The following is a 25,060-nucleotide window of genomic DNA, read 5'->3' on the forward strand; positions in this document are numbered from 1 at the left end:
CACGTCTCGACTGGGATCAAACTAAGCCAAACGGCACGTTTGAGCGAGAGGCGTCACGGAGTGTCAGGCGGCCTCCTCGTGGTGGTCGACCAGGTCGTGGATGAGGCTCGCCGCCGGCTCGTGGACGAACTCGGCGAAACCGACGAGCGCCGCACGACCCTCAGGCGGCAACCCGCGGCGCAGCGCAGTGATCGTCTGGGGACGGACCAGCCAGGCGGCGAGGCAGGCCGGGTAGTCGGCGGGATGGGTGAACAGCTCGGCGAGCTCTTCGTCATCAGGGTTGTGGAACGCGTGCAGGCCAGCATCCATCGCGAGGTTGATCAGGGTGTGCGGAATGTCGGTGAGCAGTCCGTAGTCCCGCAGTCCCCGCCTGACCCAGATCTCGTCCGGGTCCTCGGCACAGGCGTCCCGCAGCACCTCGGTCCATCTGTCGGGCTCGTCCGCGACTGCGTACGCCACCTCGTCCGGCACCCGTAACGGCGCCGTCTCGAACATCGCCGCGCTCTCCAGCGGCACGATCCGGCCGATCGCGCACTCGCCGTCCTCGACGAGCATGCCGGCGCCGATGTTGATCGTACGCACCTGCTCCCCGGTCTCGGGATCCTCCCACAGCAGGTGTCGGGGCTCCCGCTCCAGAAGTCGTACGCCGCGCATCGGCGCCCGCGCCCACTCCCAGATCCGGTCCGCGCCGGCGATGAGGGCGCCGGAGGCGTTGTGTCGCAGGAACGCCTCGAGCCCGCCGAGCTCGTAGAGGAACGACTGGCGATAGACCCAGTCGCGATCCATGATCCGGATCCGGTCGTCCTCCCGGTCACGATCGGGATCGGGGCCTCCGTGGACGTCCAACGCGACCTTGATCGCCTTCGCCATCCGCAACTGGTTGCGCGGGTGGGTCCCCTGCATCGCCTGCGCGACGATCCACCGCGAGTGAGCCCATCGCGGTAGGAGCGACCCGAGCAGCCGGATCTGCTCCAGCCGCTCGAGCCGCGAGGGATGCCAGAACTGCTCGTCGTCGAGCTGACGGGCGGTCTTGCAGACGATCTCCAACGCCGCCTCCACGTCTCCACGGGACTCGGCATCGTTCACAGCGAACATCGCTGGCCAGTAAGGACTGCCGACGACCTTCTCTGCGAACGACCGCCGCCGCGGGTCCCCGAACCTGTTCGGTGGTCGAGGTGATCTTCCGTGCTTCTTTGGTTTGGGCATACCCCCAGCAGACCCCGGGATCTCACGGTCCCGCCACCGTCATTCGCGAGACTGTGGACAACCCGGTCCCGAAGGTCGCCTGTGGACGGTAATCGGCCCGGCAGCTCAGGCCAGCGCGAGGAAGAGCTTCTCCATCTTCTTCGTGTCCACGCTGTCGCGGCCCCCCTCGGCCAGGCACTTCTCCAGCCCGGTCGCGACCAGCGCGTAGCCACCCCGGCTGATCGCCTTGTTCACCGCCGCGAGCTGGGTGAGCGCGTCCTCGCACTCCGAGCCCTCCTCGAGCATCCGGATCACCGAGGCGAGGTGTCCGTTGGCGCGCTTGAGTCGGGTGATGACGGCCTTGATCTCGTCAGGCTCGAGCTGCATCGTCGTCCTTCTTCTCTCCAGTGAGTGCTGCCAACATGCCGGTGAGGCGCTGGCGTGCGTCCGCCGCGACCTCGGCGACGCCGGCGTCCGAGCTGAACGAGGTCATCGCGGCCGGGTCGAAGATCTCGACCCGGGTCTCCTCCCCCTCGGCGGCGACCACGACGTTGCACGGCAGCATCGTCGCGATCCGCGGGTCCGCCTCGAGCGCGCGATGCGCGAGCTGAGGCATGCAGGCGCCGAGGATCACCTGCTGCGGGATGTCCACGCCGAGCTTGGCGTGCAGCGTGGCGGACAGGTCGATCTCGGTGAGGACGCCGAATCCGGCGTCGCCGAGGAGGTCTCGCACGCGCGCCAAGGTCTCCGCGTACGACGCGGGAACGGTGGCGCTCAGCGTGAAGCTGGTCATCGGTCTCCTTCTTTCCTTGACGATTCTATAACCCCCCGGGGGGTTATGCTACCGTCGACATCGTAACCCCCCGGGGGGTTATAGATGGAGATGCCACCCCATCACGGCAGCAGAAAGGAACCGACATGACCACGACGACCGACACCGACTCGCTCCACACCGACTCGCCCCACGGCAAGAGCGTCCTGCGGGAGCTCGGACCGCTCCACCAGGAACTGCGCCGCGCGATCCCCGACGTCTACAAGGGCTGGGGCGGGCTCTCCAAGGCCGCCTTCGCCGACGGGGCGCTCGACCGCAAGACCAAAGAGCTGATCGCGTTCGCCATCGGCGTGGTCGAGGGCTGCGACGGCTGCATCGCCTCCCACGGACAGGCCGCCGCCCGGGCCGGCGCCAGCCCTCAGGAGGCGGCCGAGGCCATCGGTGTCACGTTCCTCATGCACGGCGGCCCCGCCACCATCCACGGCGCACGTGCCTTCGACGCGTTCTGCGAGTTCGTCGACGCCCTTGACGCCGGCGAACCTCCGGCCTGAGCCCCGACCAAATCCAGAAGCAGGAACCGAAACATGTGTCGCCCCGTCCGCTGCAAGAAGTGCAAGAAGACCACGTGGGCCGGCTGCGGCCGCCACGTCGCCGACGTCAAAGCCTCCGTACCCACCGGGCAGTGGTGCTCGGGACACTCCGCCGACCCCAAGGACCCGAACGGCACTTGGCTGAGCCGCATCCTCGGCCACTGACTGTCGGCGGTCGCGCCTATCGTGCAGAGCGACCACCACTTTCGTACGACGCCGTTGACGTCGACAGGGCCCCAGGAGTTTTCGTGACCGCGCTCGTCGATCCAGAGCTCGCCGCGCGCGACCTGGAAGCGCGCCGAGCCTGGGTCGCGCGCGAGCTGGAGCTGCAGGACGGCGTGGCCAGCCGAGCACAGCTCACCTTCGGCGGCTACACCCCGAACGACGTCCGTCGCGCGATCAGGCGCCGCGAGATGCAGGCGGTCCATCGCGGTGTCTACGTCACCCACACCGGCCCTCTCACCTGGCCTCAGCGCGCCTGGGCGGCGGTGCTCTACGCCGAGCCCGCAGCACTGTGTGGCCCATCCGTGCTCGAGCCACAGCGCACCGGTGAAGCCGAGGCACCCATCCACGTGGCCATAGAGCACGCCCGCCGCCTCGACCCACCACCGGGTGTCGTCATCCACCGCGTCGTCGGCCTCTCCCGCCAGACCTTCGCCGCCGCTCGCCCACCCCGCCTCAAGCTCGAGGACAACGCCCTCCTCCAAGCACGAGGCGCCACCTCCGAGATCGACGTGATCGGCCTTCTCACCGACACCATCGGCCGCCGCGGCGTGACCACCGATGCCGTACGCGCCGCGCTGAAGCGCCACCCGCGACTCCCCCGCCGCGCGTTCATCCGCGACCTCCTCTCCGACGCGGATGCCGGCACCTGCTCAGTCCTCGAGCACGCCTATCTCGCCCGCGTCGAACGCGCTCACGGCCTTCCGGCGGGAACTCGGCAGAGCCAGAGGCTGACACCGACGGGCAAGGAGTTCCGCGACGTCGAGTACGAGGCGTACGGCCTCGTCGTCGAGCTCGACGGCCGCCTCAACCACGAGTCCTGGAGAGCCCAGGGACGCGACGCCGACCGGGACCTCGATGACCTGGCCCTCGGCGGCCGGGCCACCGCCCGCCTCCGCTGGCACCAGGTCTTCAGCACCTCCTGTCGAACCGCAGCCAGGATCGCCCAGATCCTGAAGGCCAATGGATGGAAAGGGGATCCGATCCCCTGCGGCGAGGGGTGTGACCTCTCGACGTGGGAGTCCTGAGGTCACCCAGTGGCACCAGAACTCCCACGTCGGCCTACACCTCCACGCGGACTGACCGGACATCCGGACCACATCGCCTGCCACCACGCCGTCGCTCACGCCCTGGCAGCGGCGGATCACCGCCCTCGGGTCGCGCTCGGCACGGTCCTGGACCACCGTCCCGTCAGGGCAGCCACCGAGACCGCCCGAGCAGTCACCGGCTGCCCCGTCGGGTCCGGGCGAGTCACCGAGGTGGCTCTCGACAACTCGGTCATCACGCTCACTGGGCCGCCCGGAACCGACGACCGCCGCAGGCGTGCCCTCGACGCGTACGTCCCGGCCTGGGGACCTCGAACGCGACCGCGGTCGACACCGAGCTCATGGGAACGGGCGACTCGGTCCTGCTCCGCTTCGTCTTGGACACCGACGGCTGGAGCCAAGACCGCTTTGTCCCCTACACCTCCCACGTCACCCCTGATCCAGGCGCCCGCCGCTGTGGATGTGGACGTGGAGGTGCATGGAGTCCTGGTAGGCACCCAGGTTGGTGAGGACTGCCGCAGCACCGTGCTCGCGCTCCACGTCCCGGGCAACTGTCTGGACAACGTCGAACAGCTCACGTACGTCGGTCTCGTCCTCGGCGCTCACGGTCGTGAGCGACCCGATGTGACGCTTGGGCACCACGACGATGTGGACCGCCCAGAACGGTCGCGTGTGGTGGAACGCCAGCACGTGTTCGTCCTCGTACACCACGTCCAGGCGGTCAGGGTGCGGTATCGCGACATCGCAATAGAAGTCCGTCCCCCGCATTTGCGACGTCAGCGCCATCTGACCTCATCCCGAAACCCTACGCTCCACCCGACGCGGGAGTCCTGAGGTCACCCAATGACACCAGGACTCCCAGGTCCTGAAAACGAGTCCGGTCCCGCGCCCTTCGGGCACGGGACCGGACTCAGTCAGTCGTCAGGTTCAGCTGCAACCAGAGGTCGAGCCGCAGCCCTCGCAGACGTAGCAGGAGCCGGCGGGGCGCATCTTGGTGCCGCAGGTGAAGCAGAGCGGGCTGTCGATGGCCATGCCGCTGATCGACTCGAGCAGCTCGGCGGTGGTGTGAGCCGTCTTGGGGGCCTCTTCCGCGACAGCTGCCTCGGCGGGAGCCTCCTCCTTGACGTCGGCCTCGACGACCTCGGTCTTCGCCTCGACCTTGCGCTCCGGAGCCGGCCTCTCGACGAGCTCGGCGGCGGTGGTGCCGTTGCCGAGCTGCTCGTAGGAACCGGTCTCGAGGTAGCGCTGACGCTCGTCGGCGGAGTAGATGCCGAGCGCGGCACGGTCCTCGAAGGACATGTAGTCCAGCGCCAGCCGGCGGAAGACGTAGTCCATGAGCGACTGCGCCATGCGTACGTCCGGGTCGTCGGTCAGGCCGGCGGGCTCGAACTTCAGGTTGGTGAACTTGGAGACGTAGGTCTCCAGGGGCACGCCGTACTGGAGGCCGACAGACACCGCGATGGAGAAGGCGTCCATGACACCGGCCAGGGTCGAGCCCTGCTTGCCGAGCTTGAGGAAGACCTCACCGAGCTCGCCGTCGGCGTGCGCGCCGGAGGTCATGTAGCCCTCGGCACCGCCGACCGTGAAGGAGGTGGTGCGCGAGACGCGGGACTTCGGCAGGCGCTTGCGGGTCGGGGCGTAGACGATCTTCTCGATGATCTTCTCGACGACCTCGGGCTCGACCTCGGCGGCCGGAGCCTCCGCAGCAGCAGCCGTGGAGAGACCCTGGTCCTTCTTGGCGTTCTCCGACTTGCCGTCGGCCAGCGGCTGGCCGACCTTGCAGTTGTCGCGGTAGATCGCGGTGGCCTTCAGGCCCAGCTTCCACGACTCCATGTAGACCTGCTCGATGTCCTCGACGGTCGCGGTCTCGGGCAGGTTGACGGTCTTGGAGATCGCACCGGAGAGGAACGGCTGGGTCGCCGCCATCATGCGTACGTGGCCCATCGGCTGCAGGGCGCGCTTGCCCATCGCGGTGTCGAAGACCTCGTAGTGCTCCTGGCGCAGGCCGGGGGCGTCGACGACGTGGCCGTGCTCGGCGATGTAGGCGACGATCGCCTCGATCTGCTCGGCCTGGTAGCCCAGCTTGGTGAGGGCCCGCGGGATCACCTGGTTGACGATCTGCATCGAACCGCCACCGACGAGCTTCTTGAACTTGACCAGCGAGAAGTCCGGCTCGATGCCGGTGGTGTCGCAGTCCATCATGAAGCCGATGGTGCCGGTCGGCGCGAGCAGCGAGGCCTGGGCGTTGCGGAAGCCGTTGACCTTGCCGATCTCGACGACGTCGGACCACACCCGGGTCGCCGCGTCGATGATGTTGCGGTCGACCGGGTTGATCGAGCGGACCGCGTCGTTGGCGGCCTGGTGCTTGCGCATGACCCGCTGGTGGGCCTCGGCGTTGCGGGCGTAGCCGGCGTACGGACCGACGACGCCGGCCAGCTCGGCCGAACGCTTGTAGCCGGCACCGGTCATCAGCGAGGTGATGGCGGCGGCCATGGTGCGGCCACCCTCGGAGTCGTAGCCCAGACCCATCGCCATCAGCAGGGCGCCGAGGTTGGCGTACCCGATGCCGAGCTGGCGGTAGTCGCGGGTGGTCTCGCCGATCGCCTCGGTCGGGAAGTCGGCGAAGCAGATGGAGATGTCCATCGCGGTGAAGACGATCTCGCAGGCCTGCTGGAAGCGGACCGCGTCGAAGGTGTCGTCGTCCTTGAGGAACTTCAGCAGGTTCAGCGACGCCAGGTTGCAGGAGGAGTTGTCCAGCGACATGTACTCCGAGCACGGGTTGGAGCCGGTGATCCGGCCCGTCTCCGGGTTGGTGTGCCAGTCGTTGATGGTGTCGTCGTACTGCAGACCCGGGTCGGCACACTCCCACGCCGCGATCGAGATCTTGCGGAACAGCTCGCGGGCGTCGATCTCCTCGATGACCTCACCGGTCGTACGCGCCCGGAGGCCGAACTTCTTGCCCTCCTCGACCGCACGCATGAACTCGTCGGAGACGCGCACCGAATTGTTGGCGTTCTGGTACTGCACCGACGAGATGTCCTTGCCGCCCAGGTCCATGTCGAAGCCGGCGTCGCGCAGCGCGCGGATCTTGTCCTCCTCGCGCGCCTTGGTCTCGACGAACTCCTCGATGTCGGGGTGGTCGACATCGAGGACGACCATCTTCGCCGCGCGGCGGGTGGCGCCACCGGACTTGATGGTGCCCGCGGAGGCGTCGGCACCGCGCATGAAGGAGACCGGGCCGGAGGCGGTGCCGCCGGAGGACTTCAGCAGCTCCTTGGAGGAGCGGATGCGGGAGAGGTTGAGACCGGCACCGGAGCCGCCCTTGAAGATCAGGCCCTCCTCCTTGTACCAGTTCAGGATCGAGTCCATGGAGTCGTCGACCGAGAGGATGAAACAGGCCGAGACCTGCTGGGGGGACTCGGTGCCGACGTTGAACCAGACCGGCGAGTTGAAGGCGAAGTGCTGGTTGACCAGCAGCCAGGTGAGCTCGCGACCGAAAAGGTCGGCGTCGGCCTCGGAGGCGAAGTAGCCGTTCTCCTTGCCGGAGGCGACGTAGGTGTTCACGACCCGGTCGATCAGCTGCTTCAGGCTCTGCTCACGCTTGTCGGTGCCGAGGGCACCGCGGAAGTACTTGGTCGTCACGATCGTCGAGGCGTTGATCGACCAGAAGTCGGGGAACTCGACTCCGGTCTGCTCGAAGACGGTCTCACCCGTCTTCCAGTTCTTCTGGACGACGTCGCGTCGCTCCCAGGTGATCTCGTCGTAGGGGTGGACGCCCTCGGTGCTGAAGATCCGCTCGATCTTCAGCCCGGCGCCCGCCTTCGACGATGCCTGTGCCTCTGCTGCCGTGTCTGTCATTTCGTTCCCCCTGTTGTCATCGATCGCTGTGCCGTACTGCTGGTCGGTGCTGATGGTGGAGTCTCCTGTTGCGCCCGTTCGGGCTTCGTGCGTCGTGCTGTGCTGTTTTCGCTGGATGGCCCGGACAGGTCGCTTCCCCACGGCCTGCCCGGGCCGGTCTGTGTGCCATCGTTGCGAATGGCCGTGGGATCTAGTCGCTGCCCACCGGGGCCTCGACCGGATGTTCTGCCTCGAAGTCCTGGACTTCCCGTTCCGTACGCAGCATCTGGATCTCGCGCTCGAAGTCGTCCGCCGAGCCGAAGGCCCGGTAGACGCTCGCGAAACGCAGGTAGGCCACCTCGTCGAGCTCGCGCAGCGGCGCGAGGATCGCCAGCCCCACCTCGTGGCTGGGGACCTCGGCCAACCCCTGGCTCCGCAGCGCCTGCTCGACCTCCTGGCCGAGGCAGGCGAGCTGGTCCTCGGTGACCGGACGCCCCTTGCACGCCTTGCGTACGCCGTGCACCGCCTTGTCGCGGCTGAACGGCTCCGCTGCGCCGGAGCGCTTGGCCACCATCAGCTGCATCTGTTCGACGGTCGTGAACCGCTTCCCACATTCCTGGCAGACCCGACGGCGCCGGATCTGGCCGCCGTCCTCGGCCACACGGGAGTCGAGCACCTTGGTGTCGCTGTGTCGGCAGAACGGACAGTGCACGGTCGAGCCCCTCTCGTGAAGCCTTGTGGATCCAGGCCGTCTCAGCGGCGGCCCGAGCCTGTGGAACCTGTGGAATTGAGCGTGAGTCCCTGTGGAACAACACCCTCGGGGCTGTGGGTCATCCGCCCGTTCATGTGAACTAGATGTGGATAACTACAGCGGTGTAACTACTAGATGTAGTGGTAACCGTACGCCCGCCCCCCAGCCGATGCAAGCGAGCGCCGCGTTTCCCCGTGCGCCCGGCGTGTCGCCGGTCAAACACCGAAAGATTCCGGTTCAGCGGCGACGGGCTGGCCCAGATGGGTAAGAATGACCCCGTGACAAACATCTCCGGAGGTAATCGCGTCGGGTCGCGGAGAGGCACGCGCCCCAGAAGCGGTCCCCGGCCACCGTTCATCTTGCCTGCGATCGCGACGCTGGCATTCCTCGTCATCTGGGGAGTGCTCGTGTGGGTCGCCGTCGGTTTCGGGGCCGACGCACGAGGAGGCGATTCCGGCGCCTGGGTGAAGCTCGCCATCGCGGCCGTCGTCGCAGTCGCCTGTCTCTTCCTGACCTTCACCTTCGCCGGGAAGGCCTGGCGGGCCCTCACCGGCTCCCCCACCCCACCGCCCGCCGACGACTACACCGGAAGCCACTCCAACGCCTACGTCGAGGAGCAGGACTACCCGGAGCAGCCCTACGGCGACCCGACCTACACCGAGCAGGACTACTACGGCACCGGCTCCTACGGCTACGAGGACACCAGCTCCTACGGCCGGCACAGCTCCGACACCGGGAGCCAGTCTCCGTACGACACCGGCAGCCAGTCTCCCTACGACACCGGCAACCAGTCTCTGTACGGCGACACCGGCAGCCGCTCGGCCTACACCGACACCGGCTCGCAGTCGCCCTACGGCTACACGAGCAGCTCCCCGGACTTCGGCAACACCGGGAGCCGGTCGGCCTACGGCGCACCGAGCTACCAGCCGCCGGCCCCGACACCGCCGAGTGCTCCGCCCTACTACACGAGCCCGCCGACGCCGACCTCCACGCCGACAAGCTCCCCGGCATACGGCTCGCAGGGCTACGGCACGGACAGCTACCCCACCCAGCAGGCCGGCTCGTCGCCATATCAGTCGGGCGCTTACCAGGCTCCGACCAGCTACGGCCAGACCGGCTCGAGGGCTCGGCTGACCCAGGACCCCGCGGCGACGCAGGCGATGCCCGCCCAGCGCCAGCCCCAGGACCCGCCGGCCGCCGAGCCGGACGACGAGTGGCCGCCGCGCCACAGCTCCCGCAACAAGCCGTGGCCGCCGGCCGAACCGGACACCCCCTACCGCGGGCGTCACTGACGACCGCCAGGACAGCGAGAGTGCTGCAGACGCTTCCCATCGTCTGCAGCACTCTCACTTTTCCCCGGTTGCCGGCTGCCAGGGTCGAAGGAGCAGCCGGACATCTGTGGGCGCCTCTACGGCGCGGTCGGAATGATCAAGGTCTGCCCGGACACGAGCATCGAGGACTCGAGACTGTTGAGCTCCTTGATCCTCTGCTCCATCTCCCGAATCGAGGCGTCTGTCCCAGCGACGGCTTCCGCCGAGATGTCCCAGAGCGTGTCGCCATCGCCGACGACCATCGTGTGGGCGGAGGGAGCGGGGCTTTTGTCGGCACCGTCCTCCACCGCGAAGGCCACCCGCGCCCCGATCAGCGCGATCCCGAAGAGCACCACGAGCGCGAACGCGAACACGACGATCCGGCCCCGCCGAGTGAGCCGCACGGTCGAGCGACGCACCTCCCGCACGGGCCGGGGCGGCTCGGCTACGGGCAGCACATAGACGGTTGCACTCATCACGGCCTCCAGTTCACAAGTCTCTCGATCACGTGTTCGATCGAGCACATGTTCGAAGGTAGATCACGTGTTCGAACAACGCAAGTAGCGACCCCAAGAATTTTCGAACGCCGACACGCACTACCGAAGAGATCGAACAGATGTTTGATGTAGTGGTGCCAGAGGGACTAATGTGATGACATGACCACGCAGAAGACAGGCACCGGATCAGGCGGTTCGAAGAGCCGCGTCCGCGAGCTGCCCGACGGGCCGCCGGACGCTACCGGGCTCACGCCGCGTCAGCAGCGCATCCTCGCTCACCTGCGCGACAGCATCGAGCAGCGGGGCTACCCGCCCAGCATGCGTGAGATCGGCGCCGCGGTCGGGCTGACCAGCACCAGCAGCGTCGCCCACCAGCTGCGGGCGCTGGAGCAGCGTGGTCTGATCCGCAAGGACCCGAAGCGGCCCCGCGCCCTCGAGGTCTTCCTGCCCGAGGTGATGGCCCACCGCAAGGCGATGTCCGGCGAGGAGACCGAGCCGACGATCACGGCCGAGGCCGTCGTCAACCCCAACCCCGACGCCGCCATGGTTCCCCTGGTCGGTCGGATCGCGGCCGGTGGCCCGATCCTGGCCGAGGAGACCTCGAGCCAGCAGAGCGTCGAGGACGTCTTCCCGCTGCCCAAGCAGCTGGTCGGCAACGGCGACCTCTTCCTGCTCTCGGTCTCCGGTGACTCGATGGTCGACGCGGCGATCTGCGACGGCGACTTCGTGGTCGTGCGCCAGCAGCCCACCGCCGAGAACGGCGAGATCGTGGCCGCGCTGATCGACGGCGAGGCGACCGTCAAGACGCTCTCCCGCAAGGACGGCAAGGTCTGGCTGCTGCCGCACAACGCGGCGTACGAGCCGATCGACGGCACCCACGCGACGATCCTCGGCAAGGTGACCGCGGTCCTGCGCAGCCTCTGAGTCCTGCCTCACACCTCCCGGAACCGGAGGGCATGTCTGGCAAATCCACGCCCGCTGCGCTGTCTTTCCCAGACATGCCCTCCCCGGGAACACTGCGTGAAATCCAGCCGCCGGCCCATGACAGGGCCGGCGGCTGCGTCGTTCCATACAGCGTGACTCAGACGCAGATCGACCGCCGCACCCTCATCGCCGCCGGACTGGCCACCGCCGCAGGAGCGGGAGCCGTGGCGCTGCCGGCACCCGCCGAGGCGGCCGGCGACACGCTCAACCACTTCCAGCACGGTGTCGCCTCGGGCGACCCGCTCCCGCACCGCGTGGTCATCTGGACCCGGGTCACACCCACGGCCGAGGCGACTCCGGGATCCGGCCTGGGCGAGGAGGTCCTGGTCCGCTGGGAGGTCTCGCCGACCGCGGACTTCGGTCGCGTCGTCGCCAAGGGCTCCCAGCAGACCGGCCCCGACCGCGACCACACCGTGAAGCTCGACGTCACCGGCCTCTCGCCCGAGAGCTGGTACTTCTACCGCTTCAGCTACAACGGCCAGACCAGCCGCGTCGGCCGCACCCGCACCGCTCCGGCCGCGGACGCGACCCCGGACAACGTACGTTTCGGGGTGGTCTCCTGCTCCAACCTGCAGGCCGGCTGGTTCGCCGCCTACCGCCACCTCGCCGCCCGCGACGACCTGCACGCGATCCTCCACCTGGGCGACTACCTCTACGAATACGGCCCCGGTGAGTACGGCTACGGCATGGCCAACGAGGACATCCGCTCGCACGAGCCGGCCCACGAGATGCACACCCTGGCCGACTACCGGATCCGGCACGCGCAGTACAAGCGGGACGTCGACCTCGCCGACGCCCACGCCCACCTGCCCTGGATCGTCACCTGGGACGACCACGAGTCCGCCAACGACGCCTGGCTGCTGGGCGCGGAGAACAACGAGCCCGGCGAGTACGACTGGATCGACCGCAAGACCAACTCCAACCAGGCCTACGACGAGTGGATGCCGCTGCGCGTCGACGGCACCGCCACGGTGGAGACCGACGACCACCTCCACGACACGATCTACCGGAGGCTCCGCTTCGGGACCCTGCTCGAGCTGAGCATGCTCGACCTGCGGTCCTACCGCTCCCAGCAGGTCGCCCGCACCGACCTGGCCGGGGCCGACGACCCGGACCGCACGATCACCGGCGACAAGCAGCTGGAGTGGCTCAAGGAGGGCCTGCTCACCGACGCCCGCTGGAAGATCGTCGGCAACCCGGTCATGATCGCGCCGGTCACCTTCGGAGCTCTTCCGAAGAGCCTGATCAGCCCTGTCAACGATGTCACCGGGCTGCTGCCCGACAACGGCATCGCCCTCAACGTGGACCAGTGGGACGGCTACACCGCCGACCGCACCGACCTCTTCGAGCACATCCGCAACAACGCGATCACCGACACCGTCTTCGTCACCGGCGACATCCACTCGGCCTGGGCCTGCGACCTGCCGTACGACTCCGCCGTCTACCCGCTCGGCAGGACGGCCGGCGTCGAGTTCGTCGCCACCTCGGTGACCTCGAACAACCTCAAGGACATCCTCGGCGCCCCACGCCGCACGGTCAGCGTGACCGTCGAAGAGATCATCAGGACCGCCAACCGCCACGTCCGCTACCTCAACTTCGACGACCACGGCTTCTCGGTCCTCGACGTGACCCGCAACCGCGCCCAGATGGACTGGTACGTCATCGGCGAGCGCAAGGACGCCAGGACCACGGCCACCTGGAGCAGGTCGTACGCCACCGCGACCGGGAGCAACCGGCTCCATCACGTCACCGAGCCCGTCTAGGCGTTTCACCGGTGTGGCCGAGTCGTCGTGCCCTTAGACTGCCCTGGTCTGCCTTCCCGAACGTCTGGTATCTCATGCGAAACATTGCCCGCCGGATCAACCGCAAACAACGCTCCTTCGTCTTGATCGCAGGGATGGTAGTGGCCACCTTCGCCGCCACCATGCCCGCAACCGGATCGACCCAGGCGAGCTCGGTGCGCACCGGCGGTGACACCAGCGCCGCGCAGCCGGTGACGGAGGAGGCGGCCCGGGAAGCTCTCGCCGAGGCCAAGAAGGTCAAGCGCAACCAGTCGGTCCGCGGCGCCCGCCAGGTCGTGCCGGGCCGGCACGTCGCGGGTCGGCCCGACGCGACCATCGCCCTGACCAACCTCTGGAACGCCAAGGACGCCCTGGACGGCTCCAGCCAGAAGGCCGCCCGCCAGCTGCTCGCCCGCCCGCGCACCGCGACCCAGACCTGCAGCGACGTCGTCTGCGTCCACTACTCGCCGGGCAAGGGCGGCGACAGCGCCTCGGTGGCGTACGCGACCCAGGTCCGTGACGTGGTCACGAAGGTCCACAACGTCTATGTGCAGGCGGGCTACCGCAAGCCGGCGGCCGACAAGACGGTCACCCCGGGCAAGGTCGACATCTACCTGGAGAACCTCTACGACGAGGGCTACTACGGCTACTGCGCGCCCGAGACGAAGGTCTCCAAGACCGCTGCGACGGCCTACTGCGTCCTGGACAACGACTACGCCACCGCTGAGTACGGCACGGCCAACACGCCCACCGAGAACCTCCGGGTCACCGCCGCCCACGAGTACTTCCACGCCGTCCAGTTCGCCTACGACGCCGGCGAGGACCGCTGGATGATGGAGTCCACGGCGACCTGGGTCGAGGACGAGGTCTACGACAGCATCAACGACAACCGGCAGTACCTGGCCTACGGTCAGCTCGAGGACCAGCGCAAGCCGCTGGACAACTCCAACGTCTCCAACCTCGGCATCTACGGCAACTGGATCTTCTTCCGCTACCTCTCCGAGCGCTTCGCCAAGGAGCGGGGCTCCCTGCCGGAGGTGGTCCTCGGCGTCTGGAACCGGGCCCCGTCGACCTACTCCACCGCTGCCATCCGACAGGCGCTCGCCGCGCGCGGCACCACGCTGAAGCTGCAGTACGCCCGCTTCGCCGCCGCCAACCTGGCCCCCTCGAAGAGCTACAGCGAGGGCGGGGCCTACTACCCGCCGGTCTACGACGGCCGCACCGCGCTGCCCGCCAAGCGACAGACCGTCGACGGCCAGTTCACCCTCAAGCACCTCACCTACGCCTCCCAGCGTCTGGTGCCGAAGAACGTCGGCAAGGGCTGGAAGCTGCGCATCAAGGTCGACGTCGCCCGACCCAACGCCAACGCCGCCGTCGTCAGCATCTTCCGCACCGACGGCACCCGCGGCGTCTACTACCTCAAGCCCAACAGCAAGGGCATCGCCACGAAGACGATCGAGGGCTTCTCGTCCAAGCGGATCCGCAAGGTCGAGGTCACCTTCGCCAACGCGAGCAGCAACTTCACGTGCGGCCAGGGCACCGCGTACTCGTGCCACGGCATCGCCACGCCCGACAAGGCCACCCACCGCTGGTGGGCCAAGACCTACCGCTGACCCGTTGAAGCACGCCGAGTCGGCTCGTCACAACGAGCCGACTCGGCGTGCTTCTCGGTCAGGCAGAGGCTGATTCGGAGAGCCGCTTCAGGGCCTGCCGCACGATGGCGGGGTCGGTGGTGGCCCACATCGGCGGCAGGCTCGCCTTGAGGAAGCCGCCGTAGCGGGCGGTCGCCAGGCGGGGGTCCAGCACCGCCACGACCCCGCGGTCGGTGGTGGTGCGGATCAGCCGGCCGGCACCCTGCGCCATGAGCAGCGCTGCATGGGTGGCGGCGACCTGCATGAAGCCGTTGCCACCGGCCTTGTCGGCGGCCTGCTGCCGGGCCGACATCAGCGGGTCGTCGGGCCGCGGGAACGGGATCCGGTCGATGATCACCAGCTGGCAGGTGTCGCCGGGGACGTCGATCCCCTGCCACAGCGACAGCGTGCCGAAGAGCACCGTGTGGGGGTCGGCGACGAACTGCGCGGCGAGCTCGGGCAGCTGCGCGTCGCCCTGGGCCAGCGTGGTCAGGTGAGGCAGCTTCTGGCGCACGACCTCGGCCGCCGCCTCGGCCGCGCGGCGGGAGGAGAAGAGCCCGAGCGTACGCCCGTCGGCGGCGTCGACCAGGTCGACGATCTCGTCGAGGGTCTTGGCGCCCATACCGTCGCGGCCGGGAGGCGGCAGGTGGCGGGCGACGTAGAGGATCCCCTGCCGGCCGTAGTCGAACGGGCTGCCGACGTCGAGCCCGACCCACGGCAGCACGTCGTCGGTACGCTGCGCCCCGGCGCCCAGCTCGGTGCGCTCCTCCGCCTTGAGCCCGAGGGATCCGGCCACGGGGCCGAAGTCGCCGCCGAGCTTGAGGGTCGCGGAGGCGAAGACGACGGTCTTCTCCCGCAGCAGCTTCTCGCGCATCTGCGCCCAGACCTGGAGCGGCGCGACGCAGAGTCGCGGCGGGATCCGGTCGCTGCCCTCGTTGAGCCAGATCACGTCGGACCCTGCCGAAGCGGAGCCCGAGGCATCAGGCGGAGCGGCCGCGGCCATCCGCTCGGCGGTCGTGAAGACCTCCTGGAGCCCGCCCTTGGCCTGCTGGAACCCGGGGTCGGCGCTGTCGGAGTCCTTCGGCTTCGGCAGCGCGGAGAGCGCGGACCGGGCGGCGTCGCGCACCAGCACGAGCGCGTCGGAGATCATCTCGGGGAGGGTCACGAACCGCCCCGGTGAGGACTCGTTGATCGCCGCCCGCAGCGCGTCGGAGGCGTCGGCCAGGTCGTCGGCCTCGGAGCCCTCGACGTGCTTCTGCGCCCGGCGGGCGGCGCGCTCCACCTCGGCGGCGGTCAGCTCGTCGGTCGCAGCCTGGGTCACCCGGGCGACCAGCTCGTGGGCCTCGTCGATCACCACCGCGTCGTACTCCGGGATCATCGGGACGCCCTCGATCGCGTCGATCGCGAGCAGGGAGTGGTTGGTGACGATCAGGTGGCTCTTCTGGGCCTTGTCGCGGGCGACCTCGACGAAGCACTCCTCGCCGAAGGGGCACTTGGCGGCGCCGAGGCAGTCACGGTGGTTGACCGAGACCTGCCGCCACTCGCGGTCGGTGTGGCGGGGCGCGGAGTCACGCTCGCCGCTGCCGCCCTTCTCCGCCTCCTTCTCCGCCCAGCTGCGCAGCTCGAGGACCTTCTCGGCCATCGGGCCCAGCGGAACGTCGACCAGGGTGCCCTGGTCGTCGGGCGCACCCTCGCGGACGCGGTGGAGGCAGGCGTAGTTGGAGCGGCCCTTGAGGACGGCGTAGGAGGCGTCCACGCCGGGGCGCGAGCCGATCGCTTTGACCAGGCGCGGCAGGTCGCGCTCGACGAGCTGGTGCTGCAGCGCCAGGGTGGCGGTGGCGACCACGACCCGGCTGTCGTGGAGCAGCGACGGGACCAGGTAGGCCAGCGACTTCCCGGTGCCGGTGCCGGCCTCGACGAGGAGGTGCTCCTCGTCGGCCAGGGCCTGCGCGACCGCATCGGCCATCTTCACCTGGCCCTCGCGGGTGGCCCCGCCGAGGGTCGCGACCGCATCCGCCAGGGCTTCACGTACGGGCGTCTGGGAGGCGATCTCGGTTGCGGTCACTCGGGCAACCTTAGCCGTGGGCGGGGACAGTCTCCGATCGGCTCTCCGCGATCCGGCGGGCGACGATCTCCCCGAACTGCATGTGGCCCGCGACCGTCAGATGGGTGTTGTCCTCGAGCATCGGCAGCTCGAGGTCGAAGACGTTGATGTACGTCACCCCGTACTCGGCAGAGACCCGCCGCATCATCTTGTTGACGACCTTGATCGCCTTGGCCCGGGAGTTCACCCTGGGCGCACTGAGCACGATGACCTCGTAGCCCTTGAGCTCGTCCAGCGTGGCCCGGAAGCCCTTCTCGACGTCGTCGATGTCGCTCTTGGAGTCGTTGATGCCGCCCTCGAGCACGACCAGGTCGGCGCCTTGCGCGATCACGTCCGGAACCCGCTCGGGGAAGGAGATCGGACCGCACGTCTCCATCGAGCCGGGCGCGTAGCCGGTGCCGCCGAAGCCGGAGACCCGCACCTCACCGTCGAGATAGCGAGGCCACGACAGACCGGGGTCGTCCAGACCGAAACCGGAGGCCCAGGAGTCGCCGATCACGACGACCCGCTCGCCGGCCCCGGTCACCACCGAGGCGCGGGTCACGGACTCGGCGGCCAGCCGGGTGCACAGGTCCTGGGTCACCTCGGTCCCGTGGCTCCCCTCCTGCCCCGGAAGCACACCGTCGCCCTCGCTGGCACAGCCCGCCAGCGTCGCCACGAGGACAGCACCGGCCAGCGCGCTCACGACCGTGGCGCGCGCCGCGTGGTGTACCTCTGTGCGCATCCGTGACCTCTCCCTCGACCGACCGTCCCCAAGTGTGAGGGACGAGCGTGGCATCGCCTGTGTCGAAACGCCGAAGCCGACCCCGGATCAGGCAGGGTGCGCGCTCCGCGCGCTTACTCCCTCGCTCGGCGCGAACGGACGAGCAAGCTCGCCGCTCGGCCTCGCTCAGTTCGTGTACGCCGCCAGCTCCCCCGCCAGGTCCGCGTTGGCGCGGCCCTTGACGACGGTGCCCTCGGCCGTGTGCTCGAGGTGGTCGATCTCACCGTGCTGGTGGATCCGGTTGACCAGGTCACCGCGCTCGTAGGGAACCAGCGCGGAGAACTCGACGCCCGGTCGCGGCAGGTCGTTCTCGACGGCCTTGATCGCCGCGTCGATGCCCTCACCGGTCTTGGCCGACACCGCGACCGAGTGCGGCTCGGCACGGAGCAGCCGGCTGATCACCAGCGGGTCGGCGATATCGGCCTTGTTGATCACGACCAGCTCCGGCACGTCGCCGGCACCGATCTCGGCGAACACCTCGCGCACCGCGGCCAGCTGGCCCTCGGGGTCGGGGTGGGAGCCGTCGACCACGTGCACGACCAGGTCGGCGTCGGCGACCTCCTCCAGGGTCGAGCGAAAGGCCTCGACGAGCTGGTGGGGCAGGTGGCGGACGAAGCCGACGGTGTCGGACATCGTGTAGACCCGCCCGTCCTCGGTGGTCGTACGCCGCGTGGTCGGGTCCAGGGTCGCGAAGAGGGCGTCCTCGACGAGCACCCCGGCACCGGTCAGCCGGTTGAGCAGGGACGACTTGCCGGCGTTGGTGTAGCCGGCGATCGCCACCGCGGGGATCTGGTGGCGCTTGCGGTCGGCGCGCTTGGTGTCGCGCGTGCCCTTCATCGCCTTCAGCTCACGGTTGAGCTTGGCGATCTTGGTGTTGATCCGGCGACGGTCGGTCTCGATCTTGGTCTCACCGGGACCACGGCCACCGATACCGGCACCACCGGCGACCCGGCCACCGGCCTGGCGGGACAGGTTGCCACCCCAACCACGAAGCCGCTGCTTCATGTAGTTGAGCTGGGCGAGCTCCACCTGCGCCTGGCCCTCACGCGACTTCGCGTGCTGGGCGAAGATGTCGAGGATCAGCGCGGTCCGGTCGACGACCTTGACCCCGGTGCGGTCCTCCAGGTTTCGCAGCTGCGAAGGGGCCAGCTCGCCGTCGGCGATCACGGTGTCGGCGCCGGTCGCGGCGACGATCTCCTTGAGGGCCTCGACCTTGCCGCGTCCGATGTAGGTCGCGGGGTCCGGAGCCTGGCGGCGCTGGTAGATCGCCTCGAGCACCTCGGAACCGGCCGTCTCGGCCAGCAGCGCGAGCTCGGCGAGGGAGTTCTCGGCGTCGGTCTGGGTGCCGCCGGCCCACACGCCGACGAGCACCACGCGCTCCAGGCGCAGCTGCCGATACTCGACCTCGGTGATGTCCTCGAGCTCGGTGCGCAGGCTGGCGACGCGCTTGAGCGCGTGCCGCTCGGCGAGCTCCATCGCACCGACGGTCGGATCCGTGTCCTCGGGATCCTCGTCGGCGTAACCACTCTCGAAGCTGTCGTCGAGCGCGTCCCAGTCCTCGGTGGCCTCGAGCTCGTCAGCGAGTGAAAAATCGTGTGCGTTGTTCGTCATATACCAACAAGGGTACGGCGCCACACCACCCGGGGGACAATGCTTATCCAGAAGCGGGCCTCAGCGCTGCGCGAGCGCCTCCCGCAGCACGGTTCCGACGTCCTCCGGACGCTCCGCGACGTACGCAGCTCCACCCGTCGCATCGGCGATCGCCTGCAGCGCGCCCAGATCGGCGTCGGCGGTGATCCCGATGCCCAGGACGCGGACCGGCCGGCGCGGGTCGGAGGCAGCCTCCAGCTGGCGTACGAGCTCGTCCAGGTCCATCGAGTCGGGGTCGTCGTTGGTGCCGTCGGTGAAGAGCAGGACGGTGTTGGAGGCGAGCGGGTCGTAGGCGGCGACGGCAGCCTGGTAGGCCGCGAGCGCGGTGTCGTGCAGGGCGGTGCCACCACCGGTGCGCGCGGTGAGACCGGCGATCGCCTCGGTCAGCTGGGCGCGCTGATCCTTCGTGGCCAGCTGACGGGTCGGGACGAGCACGGTGTGGTCCTCATCGAGCATGCCCGCGCTCTTCTCCGAGAAGGCCCACAGCCCGACCGCGGCGCCTCCCGGAAGGAGGTCGACGGCCTCCGAGGCCGCCGCCTGGGTGAGCTGCAGCCGCGTCGTCGCGCCGGAACCGGCCGGCCAGGCCATCGACCCGGAGACGTCGACGACCGCGATCGTCCGCGTCGGCCGCAGCTTGGCGTTCCACGCGGCGGCGGCGCTGGTCACGCTGGCCGCGTCGACCCGGGTGTAGGCACCGACGTTGGGCGACGGCTTGCCGGCGCCCGCGGTGCGGAACCCGGCCTGGGTCAGCGCGGTGTCGGCGGCGCCGCTGTCGAGCACGCGGGCGAGGCTGGTGATCGACTCGGCGATCGTGTTGCGCCGCGACGAGTCGGCCGTGATCAGGACCGGGTAGTCGAGGACGACCGTGCCCTCCTTGGGCGCGGCGGCCTTCAGCATCGGCGCGTACGTCGACCACTGCTGCTCACTGGTCGCCGTCACCCCGCTCATGACGGTCTGCAGCTCGGCCAGGCGCCCCGAGTCAGTCGGGGCGGCAGCCTCGTCGCCGGAGGCGATCCGCTCGCCGTACGCCTCCAGCCTGGCCTCTCTCGCCGGCTTCGCCTGGCTGGCGACCACCGTGCCGAGCGCGCTCATCATCCGCTGGGGATCGCCCATCAGCAGGTCGTCCTCGGCGAACGCCTCGGCGTAGGAGGTGCGGGTGAGCCCGTCGCCGGAGACGAGCACGACCGGCGAGGAGGCCATCGAGGCCCGCAGCGTCACCGGCTCGGTCGCAGGCGTGATCCGGTCGAGCCAGAGCGAGGAGTCGGGGATCCACACGTCGGGCAGCTCGCCGCCGAGCGCCATCGGCTGGAGGACCTGGTCGGCCTTGGCCGACTCGACCTCGATCTGGCCGCAGCCGGCGTCCTCGAGGATGTTGCCGACCACGGTCGCCGCCTCGGGAGCCACCGCGACCGTCATCTGCGGTCCCAGGCAGGTCCGGTCGCTGCTCGAGCCAGACTTGCCCTCGGCGACCAGCGCGGTGGCGAGCAGGCACAGCGCCAGGACACCGGCCGCACCGGCGATCACGCCGATCGTCTCCCGCCTGAACCGGGGCTGCTGCGCGGGCTCGGTCGGCCCGGTGGGCTCCTCGGGCTCGATGATCGCGAGCGCCTTCGACGTACTGGTGTCCGCCTTATCGGACATGCGAACTCCCCTAGCTCCGACGTCCGCGGAGCGGTCTGAACTGCCCGCGGCTGGCGCACACATTAGCGGTGCGCCAGCCGTCGGGGTACTACCTGCGTCCTGTTACCAGTTGCGTCCGGTCACTTCGGTGGCATCCGGATGCCGCCGTCGACCCGGATCGTCTCGCCGTTCATGTAGTCGTTGGTCAGGCACTCCACGACCATGCTCGCCAGCTCCTCGGGCACGCCGAGGCGGTGCGGGAACAGCACGCTCTCGCCGAGCTTGGCCTTGAACGCCTCGGACTCCGGGCCCTCGCCGTAGATCGGGGTGTCGATCAGACCCGGGGCGACGGTGTTGACCCGGATGCCGACCGCGGCGAGGTCGCGCGCGAGCGGGAGGGTGAGCCCGACGACGCCGCCCTTGGACGACGAGTAGGACACCTGCCCGATCTGGCCGTCGAAGGCGGCCACGCTGGCCAGGTTGACGATCGCGCCGCGCTGCCCGTTGGCGTCGGGCTCGTTGCGGCTGATGTAGGTCGCCGCCTGGCGGCACATGTCGAAGGTGCCGATCAGGTTGATCGCGATGACCTTCTTGTACGCGTCCAGGTCGTGCGCCGACCCGATCTGACCGTCACGCCCGATGGTGCGCTGCGCCCACCCGATCCCGGCCGAGTTGACCACCGCCATCAGCGGCGCGATCTCCACGGCCCTCTCCACGGCGTTGGTGATCTGGTCGGTGTCGGTGACGTCAACGGGCACGAACAGCCCCTTGATCTCCTCCGCCAGGGCCTCGCCCTTGTCCTTCTGCATGTCCGCGACGATGACCGTCGCACCCTTGGCCGCCAGTGCCCGGGCCGTCGCCGCCCCGATCCCGCTGGCCGCTCCGGTCACGATCGCTGTGCTGTCAGTCAACTCCATGGGCAGCACCCTAGACGTGACCACCCTCACGGTGGTGAATATCCGTTAACCGTCTCGCGGTCAGAGCGACGTCGTACCCTCAGCGACCAGGATCGCCGGTCCGGTGAGCAGAACGCGGTCGTCGGTCGTCCAGGTGACATGGAGCGTGCCGCCCGGCACGTCCACCCGGTACGTCACATCTGCATCGCGCGCGATGGCGAGACCGTCGGCCTCGGCCGCCGCGACCATCACCGCGCAGGCTCCGGTGCCGCAGGAGCGGGTCTCGCCCGCGCCGCGCTCGTAGACCCGCATGGCGAGGTGACGCTCGGCGACGCGTACGAAGAACTCGACGTTGACCCCGTGCGGATAGACGGTCTCGTCGAAGACCGGGGAGTCGTAGAGGTCACCGACGGGGCCGTGGGGATCGATCGACTCGACCTCGGCGGCGGCGTGCGGGTTGCCCACGTCGACGTTGCAGGCCGACCAGAAGTGGTGGGCGACGGTGACCTGGGTCGACCCGAGCAGCTTCGGCGAACCCAGGTCGGCGGTCCAGACGTCCCCCTCCGCGCGCAGGGTCTTGTCGCCGGCGCGCGTGGCGAAGGTGACCTCGTCACCGGCAAGCCCGGCCGAGCGCAGGTATTCCGCGAAGACCCGGGTGCCGTTGCCGCACATCTCGGCCAGGGTGCCGTCGGCGTTGCGGTAGTCCATGAACCACTCGGCGTCGCTCGCCGGCCGGTCCGCGCCGGTGTAGGCGGCGGTGCGGATCACCCGCAGGATCCCGTCACCGCCGATGCCGGCCCGGCGGTCGCACAGCGCCCGGACCCGCGCGGCCATCTCCTCGTCGGAGAGCGAGCCGTGCACCGACCCGTCGAGGTCCGGCAGCAGCACGAAGTCGTTCTCCGTGCCGTGGCCCTTCAGGTATGCGTAGGTCATCAGTAGAGGTACTTCGAGTAGACGTCGGTGCGGTAGTAGTCCTCCATCTCCGCCAGCGTGCGCGGGTCGTTCTCGACCTGCTTGGCGATGACCGCGCGCTTGGGGAGATGGTCGGGGTTCCAGGTCTCCGGGTCCCACAGGCCCGAGCGCAGGAACGCCTTGGCGCAGTGGAAGAAGATGTCGTCGATCTCGACGACCAGGGCGAGGATCGGCCGCTTGCCCTTCACGGCCATCTCGTCGAAGAACGGCGCGTCCGAGACCAGCCGGGCGCGGCCGTTGATCCGCAGCGTGTCGCCCCGGCCCGGGATCAGGAAGTTGAGCCCGACGTGCGGGTTCGAGAGCACGTTGCGGTAGCCGTCGACCCGCTTGTTGCCCGGTCGCTCCGCGATCGCGATCGTCGTGTCGTCGATGACGTGCACCAGCGAGCCGGCCGGGTCCCCCTTGGGCGAGGCGTCGCAGTTGCCGTCGGCGTCGGAGGTCGCGAGCACGCAGAACGGCGTCGCGGCGAGCCACTCCCGGTCGATGTCGAGGAGCGCCGGGCGCCCCTTGGTCACCGCGCGCTCGTGCGGCGTGCCGACCACGTCGACGAGCTCCTCGAGCGTGCTGATCTCAGTCCAGGTAGGGGTCACTGCCCCAGGGTACGAGGCGGCACCTCGCCGCGGCGAGCCCGCAGCCAGTCGATCGGGTCACCCCGGTCGACCTCGACACCGGCCATCCGGAGCATCATCCGGGCCAGCAGGCGCCGGTGGGCCGCGTACGTCAGGACGTGGGCGACCACGGACCCCATCTGGAAGCTCTCCGGCGGCTCGCACAGGGCGTCCACGAGCCGGTCCTCCCAGGCCCCGCGCCGCTCGATGTCGCGGACGACCGCGAGCCAGCGTGCCGCCACCGACTCGTGACGCTCGATCAGGGCGGCGACGTCGCCGGAATGGCGCCGGACGGGCATCGAGAGCCCCTCGATGGAGGCCACCCAGCACTCCTTGGCCCACACCGTCGCCTCCAGGACCTGGAGGAGGGACTCCTCCGGTCCGTCCCACGGCAGCACCTCGTGGCCCGGCAGCCGCACCCCGACGAGCACCTCCTCGGGCAGGCCCTTGGTCAGATCGAGCAGCGCCCGGGTGTCGTCGACGTCGTGCATCACCAGCTGCTCGGTCAGCGGCGCGAGCACCCGCTCCTGGGAGTCGACCCACAGCGACTCGGGCGGGTGGAAGTGGATCCCGTTCGGTGCGGGCAGCCAGTGGCTGACGGCGGCCGTGCTAGGCGGGTGCCCGAACGCCTTCGCGTAGGCCCGCGAGAACCCCTCGACCGACTCGTAGCCGGCGGCCCAGGCGGCGTCGGTCACGGTGCCGCCGTGCTGCAGCTGCCACGCGGCCCGCTCCAGCATCACCCGCCGTCGCATCGCGACCGGCGGCTCCCCCGCGCCCCGGGAGAGGAGCCGGTTGAAGTGGTAGGGCGAGGTGTAGGCGTCCCCCGCCATCTGTGCCAGCGTGCGCGGCTGCCCGTCGTCGGCGCCGTCGAGCACCGCGTCCAGCAGCTCCCGCAGTCGGTCGCGCACCTGCTCGCTCACATCATCACCCTCCGCACGGCCGCGACGGCCTTCTCGACACGGGACGGATCGTCATACGAGACCCACACGACCCGCGGATCCTTGCGAAACCAGGCGTCCTGACGCCGTGCGAACTGCCGGGTCCTGATGGCGGTCCGCTCCATGGCCTCCTCCAGGCTCAGCTCCTGGGCGAGGTACGCGGCGACCTCGTTGTAGCCGATGGCCTTCGCCGCGGTCCGCGACCCTCCCAGACCGGCCTCCAGGAGCCGGGCGACCTCGTCGACGAACCCGGCCTCGAACATCTCCGCGACTCGCTGCCGGATGCGTACGTCCAGGGCTTCGCGGGAGATGTCGACGCCGATCTGGATGGAGGCCGGGTCCTCGTAGACCTGCTCGGGCAGCCGGGCGCTGAACGGCTCACCGGTCAGCTCGATGACCTCCAGGGCGCGTACGACACGACGACCGTTGTCGACCTCGATCCGCTCGGCCGCCACCGGGTCCAGGGCTCGCAGCCGGTCGTGAAGTGCCTTCTCACCTGCGGTTTCGAGCTCCTTCTCCAGGCGCTCCCGCACCTCGGTCGAGGTCCCGGGGAACTCGAACCGGTCCAGGATGGCTCGGGTGTAGAGGGCGCTTCCGCCGACCAGCACGGGCGTCTTCCCGGCCTCGCGGAGCGTCGCGATCCGCTCGCGCGCCAACCGTTGGAAGTCGGCCACGGAGGCCGGCTCGGCGATGTCGAGGAGATCCAGCAGATGGTGCGGGATCCCGCGCCGCTCGGCGACCGGGAGCTTCGCGGTCCCGATGTCCATGCCGCGGTAGACCTGCATCGCATCGGTGTTGATGATCTCTCCGCCGAGGGTCTCGGCGAGGTCCAGGGAGAGTGACGTCTTGCCCGCCGCGGTGGCACCCACGACGGCCACGATCGGGGTGCTGGACCGAGGAGAA

The 25,060-nt window shown here is 69.3% G+C and carries 23 protein-coding genes; 7 read left to right on the forward strand and 16 right to left on the reverse strand.

Translation table 11 applies throughout. From position 1 onward, the window contains the following. Positions 1-63: 63 nt before the first annotated feature. From HD557_RS22915 to HD557_RS22925, 3 genes are all read right to left on the reverse strand, one after another. On the reverse strand, positions 64-1,095 hold the full coding sequence (locus HD557_RS22915; protein ID WP_040756880.1) for a hypothetical protein: 1,032 nt from the start codon (positions 1,093-1,095) through the stop codon (positions 64-66). A gap of 216 nt (positions 1,096-1,311) precedes the next feature. After that, entirely contained in the window at positions 1,312-1,572 is a 261-nt protein-coding gene (locus HD557_RS22920) for a metal-sensitive transcriptional regulator (protein WP_008362532.1), read from the reverse strand. Further along, positions 1,556-1,978: a DUF302 domain-containing protein gene (locus tag HD557_RS22925; protein ID WP_008362535.1), complete on the reverse strand. Its 423-nt coding sequence runs from the start codon at positions 1,976-1,978 to the stop codon at positions 1,556-1,558. Before HD557_RS22925 ends, HD557_RS22920 begins: the two co-directional genes overlap by 17 nt. A 125-nt stretch (positions 1,979-2,103) precedes the next feature. On the opposite strand from HD557_RS22925, the gene HD557_RS22930 reads away from it, so the two are divergent. The 3 genes from HD557_RS22930 (at position 2,104) to HD557_RS22940 (ending at position 3,797) form a co-directional block, all read left to right on the forward strand. After that, entirely contained in the window at positions 2,104-2,508 is a 405-nt protein-coding gene (locus tag HD557_RS22930; protein WP_008362537.1) for a carboxymuconolactone decarboxylase family protein, read from the forward strand. Positions 2,509-2,541: 33 nt separating this feature from the next. Beyond that, complete coding sequence (locus tag HD557_RS22935; RefSeq protein ID WP_196875590.1) at positions 2,542-2,712, forward strand: hypothetical protein; 171 nt, start codon at positions 2,542-2,544, stop codon at positions 2,710-2,712. A gap of 83 nt (positions 2,713-2,795) precedes the next feature. Further along, entirely contained in the window at positions 2,796-3,797 is a 1,002-nt protein-coding gene (locus HD557_RS22940) for a hypothetical protein (RefSeq protein WP_008362539.1), read from the forward strand. A 447-nt stretch (positions 3,798-4,244) separates the two neighbouring features. Here the strand turns inward: HD557_RS22940 and HD557_RS22945 are convergent, their stop codons facing one another. The 3 genes from HD557_RS22945 to nrdR form a co-directional block, all read right to left on the reverse strand. Then, complete coding sequence (locus HD557_RS22945; protein WP_008362540.1) at positions 4,245-4,601, reverse strand: HIT family protein; 357 nt, start codon at positions 4,599-4,601, stop codon at positions 4,245-4,247. Positions 4,602-4,742: 141 nt separating this feature from the next. Next, positions 4,743-7,673 carry a vitamin B12-dependent ribonucleotide reductase gene (locus tag HD557_RS22950; RefSeq protein WP_008362542.1) on the reverse strand — a complete coding sequence of 977 codons (2,931 nt, stop codon included), beginning with the start codon at positions 7,671-7,673 and terminating at the stop codon, positions 4,743-4,745. Between the two features lie 190 nt (positions 7,674-7,863). After that, complete coding sequence (nrdR, locus tag HD557_RS22955; RefSeq protein WP_008362544.1) at positions 7,864-8,364, reverse strand: transcriptional regulator NrdR; 501 nt, start codon at positions 8,362-8,364, stop codon at positions 7,864-7,866. Positions 8,365-8,762: 398 nt separating this feature from the next. On the opposite strand from nrdR, the gene HD557_RS22960 reads away from it, so the two are divergent. After that, complete coding sequence (locus tag HD557_RS22960) at positions 8,763-9,695, forward strand: hypothetical protein (RefSeq protein WP_196875592.1); 933 nt, start codon at positions 8,763-8,765, stop codon at positions 9,693-9,695. A gap of 116 nt (positions 9,696-9,811) precedes the next feature. Here HD557_RS22960 and HD557_RS22965 read toward each other — a convergent pair whose 3' ends face one another. Then, the gene (locus HD557_RS22965) at positions 9,812-10,189 is read right to left on the reverse strand and encodes a LysM peptidoglycan-binding domain-containing protein (protein WP_008362548.1); all 378 of its coding nucleotides are present in this window, start codon (positions 10,187-10,189) and stop codon (positions 9,812-9,814) included. A 180-nt stretch (positions 10,190-10,369) separates the two neighbouring features. Between HD557_RS22965 and lexA the strand changes: the two genes are divergently transcribed. The 3 genes from lexA (at position 10,370) to HD557_RS22980 (ending at position 14,588) form a co-directional block, all read left to right on the forward strand. Further along, on the forward strand, positions 10,370-11,134 hold the full coding sequence (lexA, locus tag HD557_RS22970) for a transcriptional repressor LexA (protein WP_008362550.1): 765 nt from the start codon (positions 10,370-10,372) through the stop codon (positions 11,132-11,134). Positions 11,135-11,286: 152 nt separating this feature from the next. Then, positions 11,287-12,957 (forward strand): alkaline phosphatase D family protein, encoded by a 1,671-nt coding sequence (locus tag HD557_RS22975; RefSeq protein ID WP_196875593.1) that lies wholly within the window; start codon positions 11,287-11,289, stop codon positions 12,955-12,957. A 140-nt stretch (positions 12,958-13,097) separates the two neighbouring features. Next, on the forward strand, positions 13,098-14,588 hold the full coding sequence (locus HD557_RS22980) for an MXAN_6640 family putative metalloprotease (protein WP_196875594.1): 1,491 nt from the start codon (positions 13,098-13,100) through the stop codon (positions 14,586-14,588). 58 nt (positions 14,589-14,646) lie between these two features. Here HD557_RS22980 and HD557_RS22985 read toward each other — a convergent pair whose 3' ends face one another. The 9 genes from HD557_RS22985 to miaA form a co-directional block, all read right to left on the reverse strand. After that, positions 14,647-16,671 carry an ATP-dependent DNA helicase gene (locus HD557_RS22985; RefSeq protein WP_196875595.1) on the reverse strand — a complete coding sequence of 675 codons (2,025 nt, stop codon included), beginning with the start codon at positions 16,669-16,671 and terminating at the stop codon, positions 14,647-14,649. Between the two features lie 10 nt (positions 16,672-16,681). Beyond that, complete coding sequence (locus HD557_RS22990) at positions 16,682-17,434, reverse strand: SGNH/GDSL hydrolase family protein (RefSeq protein ID WP_196875596.1); 753 nt, start codon at positions 17,432-17,434, stop codon at positions 16,682-16,684. Between the two features lie 165 nt (positions 17,435-17,599). Continuing rightward, positions 17,600-19,084 carry a GTPase HflX gene (gene hflX / locus HD557_RS22995; protein ID WP_008362561.1) on the reverse strand — a complete coding sequence of 495 codons (1,485 nt, stop codon included), beginning with the start codon at positions 19,082-19,084 and terminating at the stop codon, positions 17,600-17,602. Positions 19,085-19,144: 60 nt separating this feature from the next. Further along, entirely contained in the window at positions 19,145-20,764 is a 1,620-nt protein-coding gene (locus tag HD557_RS23000; protein ID WP_008362563.1) for a VWA domain-containing protein, read from the reverse strand. 119 nt (positions 20,765-20,883) lie between these two features. Then, a complete protein-coding gene (locus HD557_RS23005) occupies positions 20,884-21,660 on the reverse strand; it encodes an SDR family NAD(P)-dependent oxidoreductase (RefSeq protein WP_196875597.1) in 777 nt (258 codons plus the stop codon). A gap of 60 nt (positions 21,661-21,720) precedes the next feature. Further along, on the reverse strand, positions 21,721-22,572 hold the full coding sequence (gene dapF / locus HD557_RS23010) for a diaminopimelate epimerase (RefSeq protein ID WP_196875598.1): 852 nt from the start codon (positions 22,570-22,572) through the stop codon (positions 21,721-21,723). Further along, positions 22,572-23,201, reverse strand: coding sequence for a pyridoxamine 5'-phosphate oxidase family protein (locus tag HD557_RS23015; RefSeq protein WP_008362568.1), 630 nt, complete (start codon positions 23,199-23,201; stop codon positions 22,572-22,574). Before HD557_RS23015 ends, dapF begins: the two co-directional genes overlap by 1 nt. Beyond that, positions 23,198-24,139 (reverse strand): helix-turn-helix transcriptional regulator, encoded by a 942-nt coding sequence (locus HD557_RS23020; RefSeq protein WP_307785691.1) that lies wholly within the window; start codon positions 24,137-24,139, stop codon positions 23,198-23,200. The genes HD557_RS23015 and HD557_RS23020 overlap by 4 nt, the downstream gene beginning before the upstream one ends. Continuing rightward, positions 24,136-25,026, reverse strand: coding sequence for a tRNA (adenosine(37)-N6)-dimethylallyltransferase MiaA (miaA, locus tag HD557_RS23025; RefSeq protein WP_374221689.1), 891 nt, complete (start codon positions 25,024-25,026; stop codon positions 24,136-24,138). The genes HD557_RS23020 and miaA overlap by 4 nt, the downstream gene beginning before the upstream one ends. Between the last annotated feature and the right edge of the window lie 34 nt (positions 25,027-25,060).

Origin of the sequence: Nocardioides luteus (genome assembly GCF_015752315.1) — a bacterium.
Classification (GTDB): Bacteria; Actinomycetota; Actinomycetes; order Propionibacteriales; family Nocardioidaceae; genus Nocardioides.

Bases quoted from the DNA above. Each gene is read 5' to 3' on its own strand.
- HD557_RS22915 (WP_040756880.1), bottom strand. From the start codon at position 1,095: ATGTTCGCTGTGAACGATGCCGAGTCCCGTGGAGACGTGGAGGCGGCG.
- HD557_RS22920 (WP_008362532.1), bottom strand. From the start codon at position 1,572: ATGCAGCTCGAGCCTGACGAGATCAAGGCCGTCATCACCCGACTCAAG.
- HD557_RS22925 (WP_008362535.1), bottom strand. From the start codon at position 1,978: ATGACCAGCTTCACGCTGAGCGCCACCGTTCCCGCGTCGTACGCGGAG.
- HD557_RS22930 (WP_008362537.1), top strand. From the start codon at position 2,104: ATGACCACGACGACCGACACCGACTCGCTCCACACCGACTCGCCCCAC.
- HD557_RS22935 (WP_196875590.1), top strand. From the start codon at position 2,542: ATGTGTCGCCCCGTCCGCTGCAAGAAGTGCAAGAAGACCACGTGGGCC.
- HD557_RS22945 (WP_008362540.1), bottom strand. From the start codon at position 4,601: ATGGCGCTGACGTCGCAAATGCGGGGGACGGACTTCTATTGCGATGTC.
- HD557_RS22950 (WP_008362542.1), bottom strand. From the start codon at position 7,673: ATGACAGACACGGCAGCAGAGGCACAGGCATCGTCGAAGGCGGGCGCC.
- HD557_RS22965 (WP_008362548.1), bottom strand. From the start codon at position 10,189: ATGAGTGCAACCGTCTATGTGCTGCCCGTAGCCGAGCCGCCCCGGCCC.
- lexA (WP_008362550.1), top strand. From the start codon at position 10,370: ATGACCACGCAGAAGACAGGCACCGGATCAGGCGGTTCGAAGAGCCGC.
- HD557_RS22990 (WP_196875596.1), bottom strand. From the start codon at position 17,434: ATGCGCACAGAGGTACACCACGCGGCGCGCGCCACGGTCGTGAGCGCG.
- hflX (WP_008362561.1), bottom strand. From the start codon at position 19,084: ATGACGAACAACGCACACGATTTTTCACTCGCTGACGAGCTCGAGGCC.
- HD557_RS23000 (WP_008362563.1), bottom strand. From the start codon at position 20,764: ATGTCCGATAAGGCGGACACCAGTACGTCGAAGGCGCTCGCGATCATC.
- HD557_RS23005 (WP_196875597.1), bottom strand. From the start codon at position 21,660: ATGGAGTTGACTGACAGCACAGCGATCGTGACCGGAGCGGCCAGCGGG.
- dapF (WP_196875598.1), bottom strand. From the start codon at position 22,572: ATGACCTACGCATACCTGAAGGGCCACGGCACGGAGAACGACTTCGTG.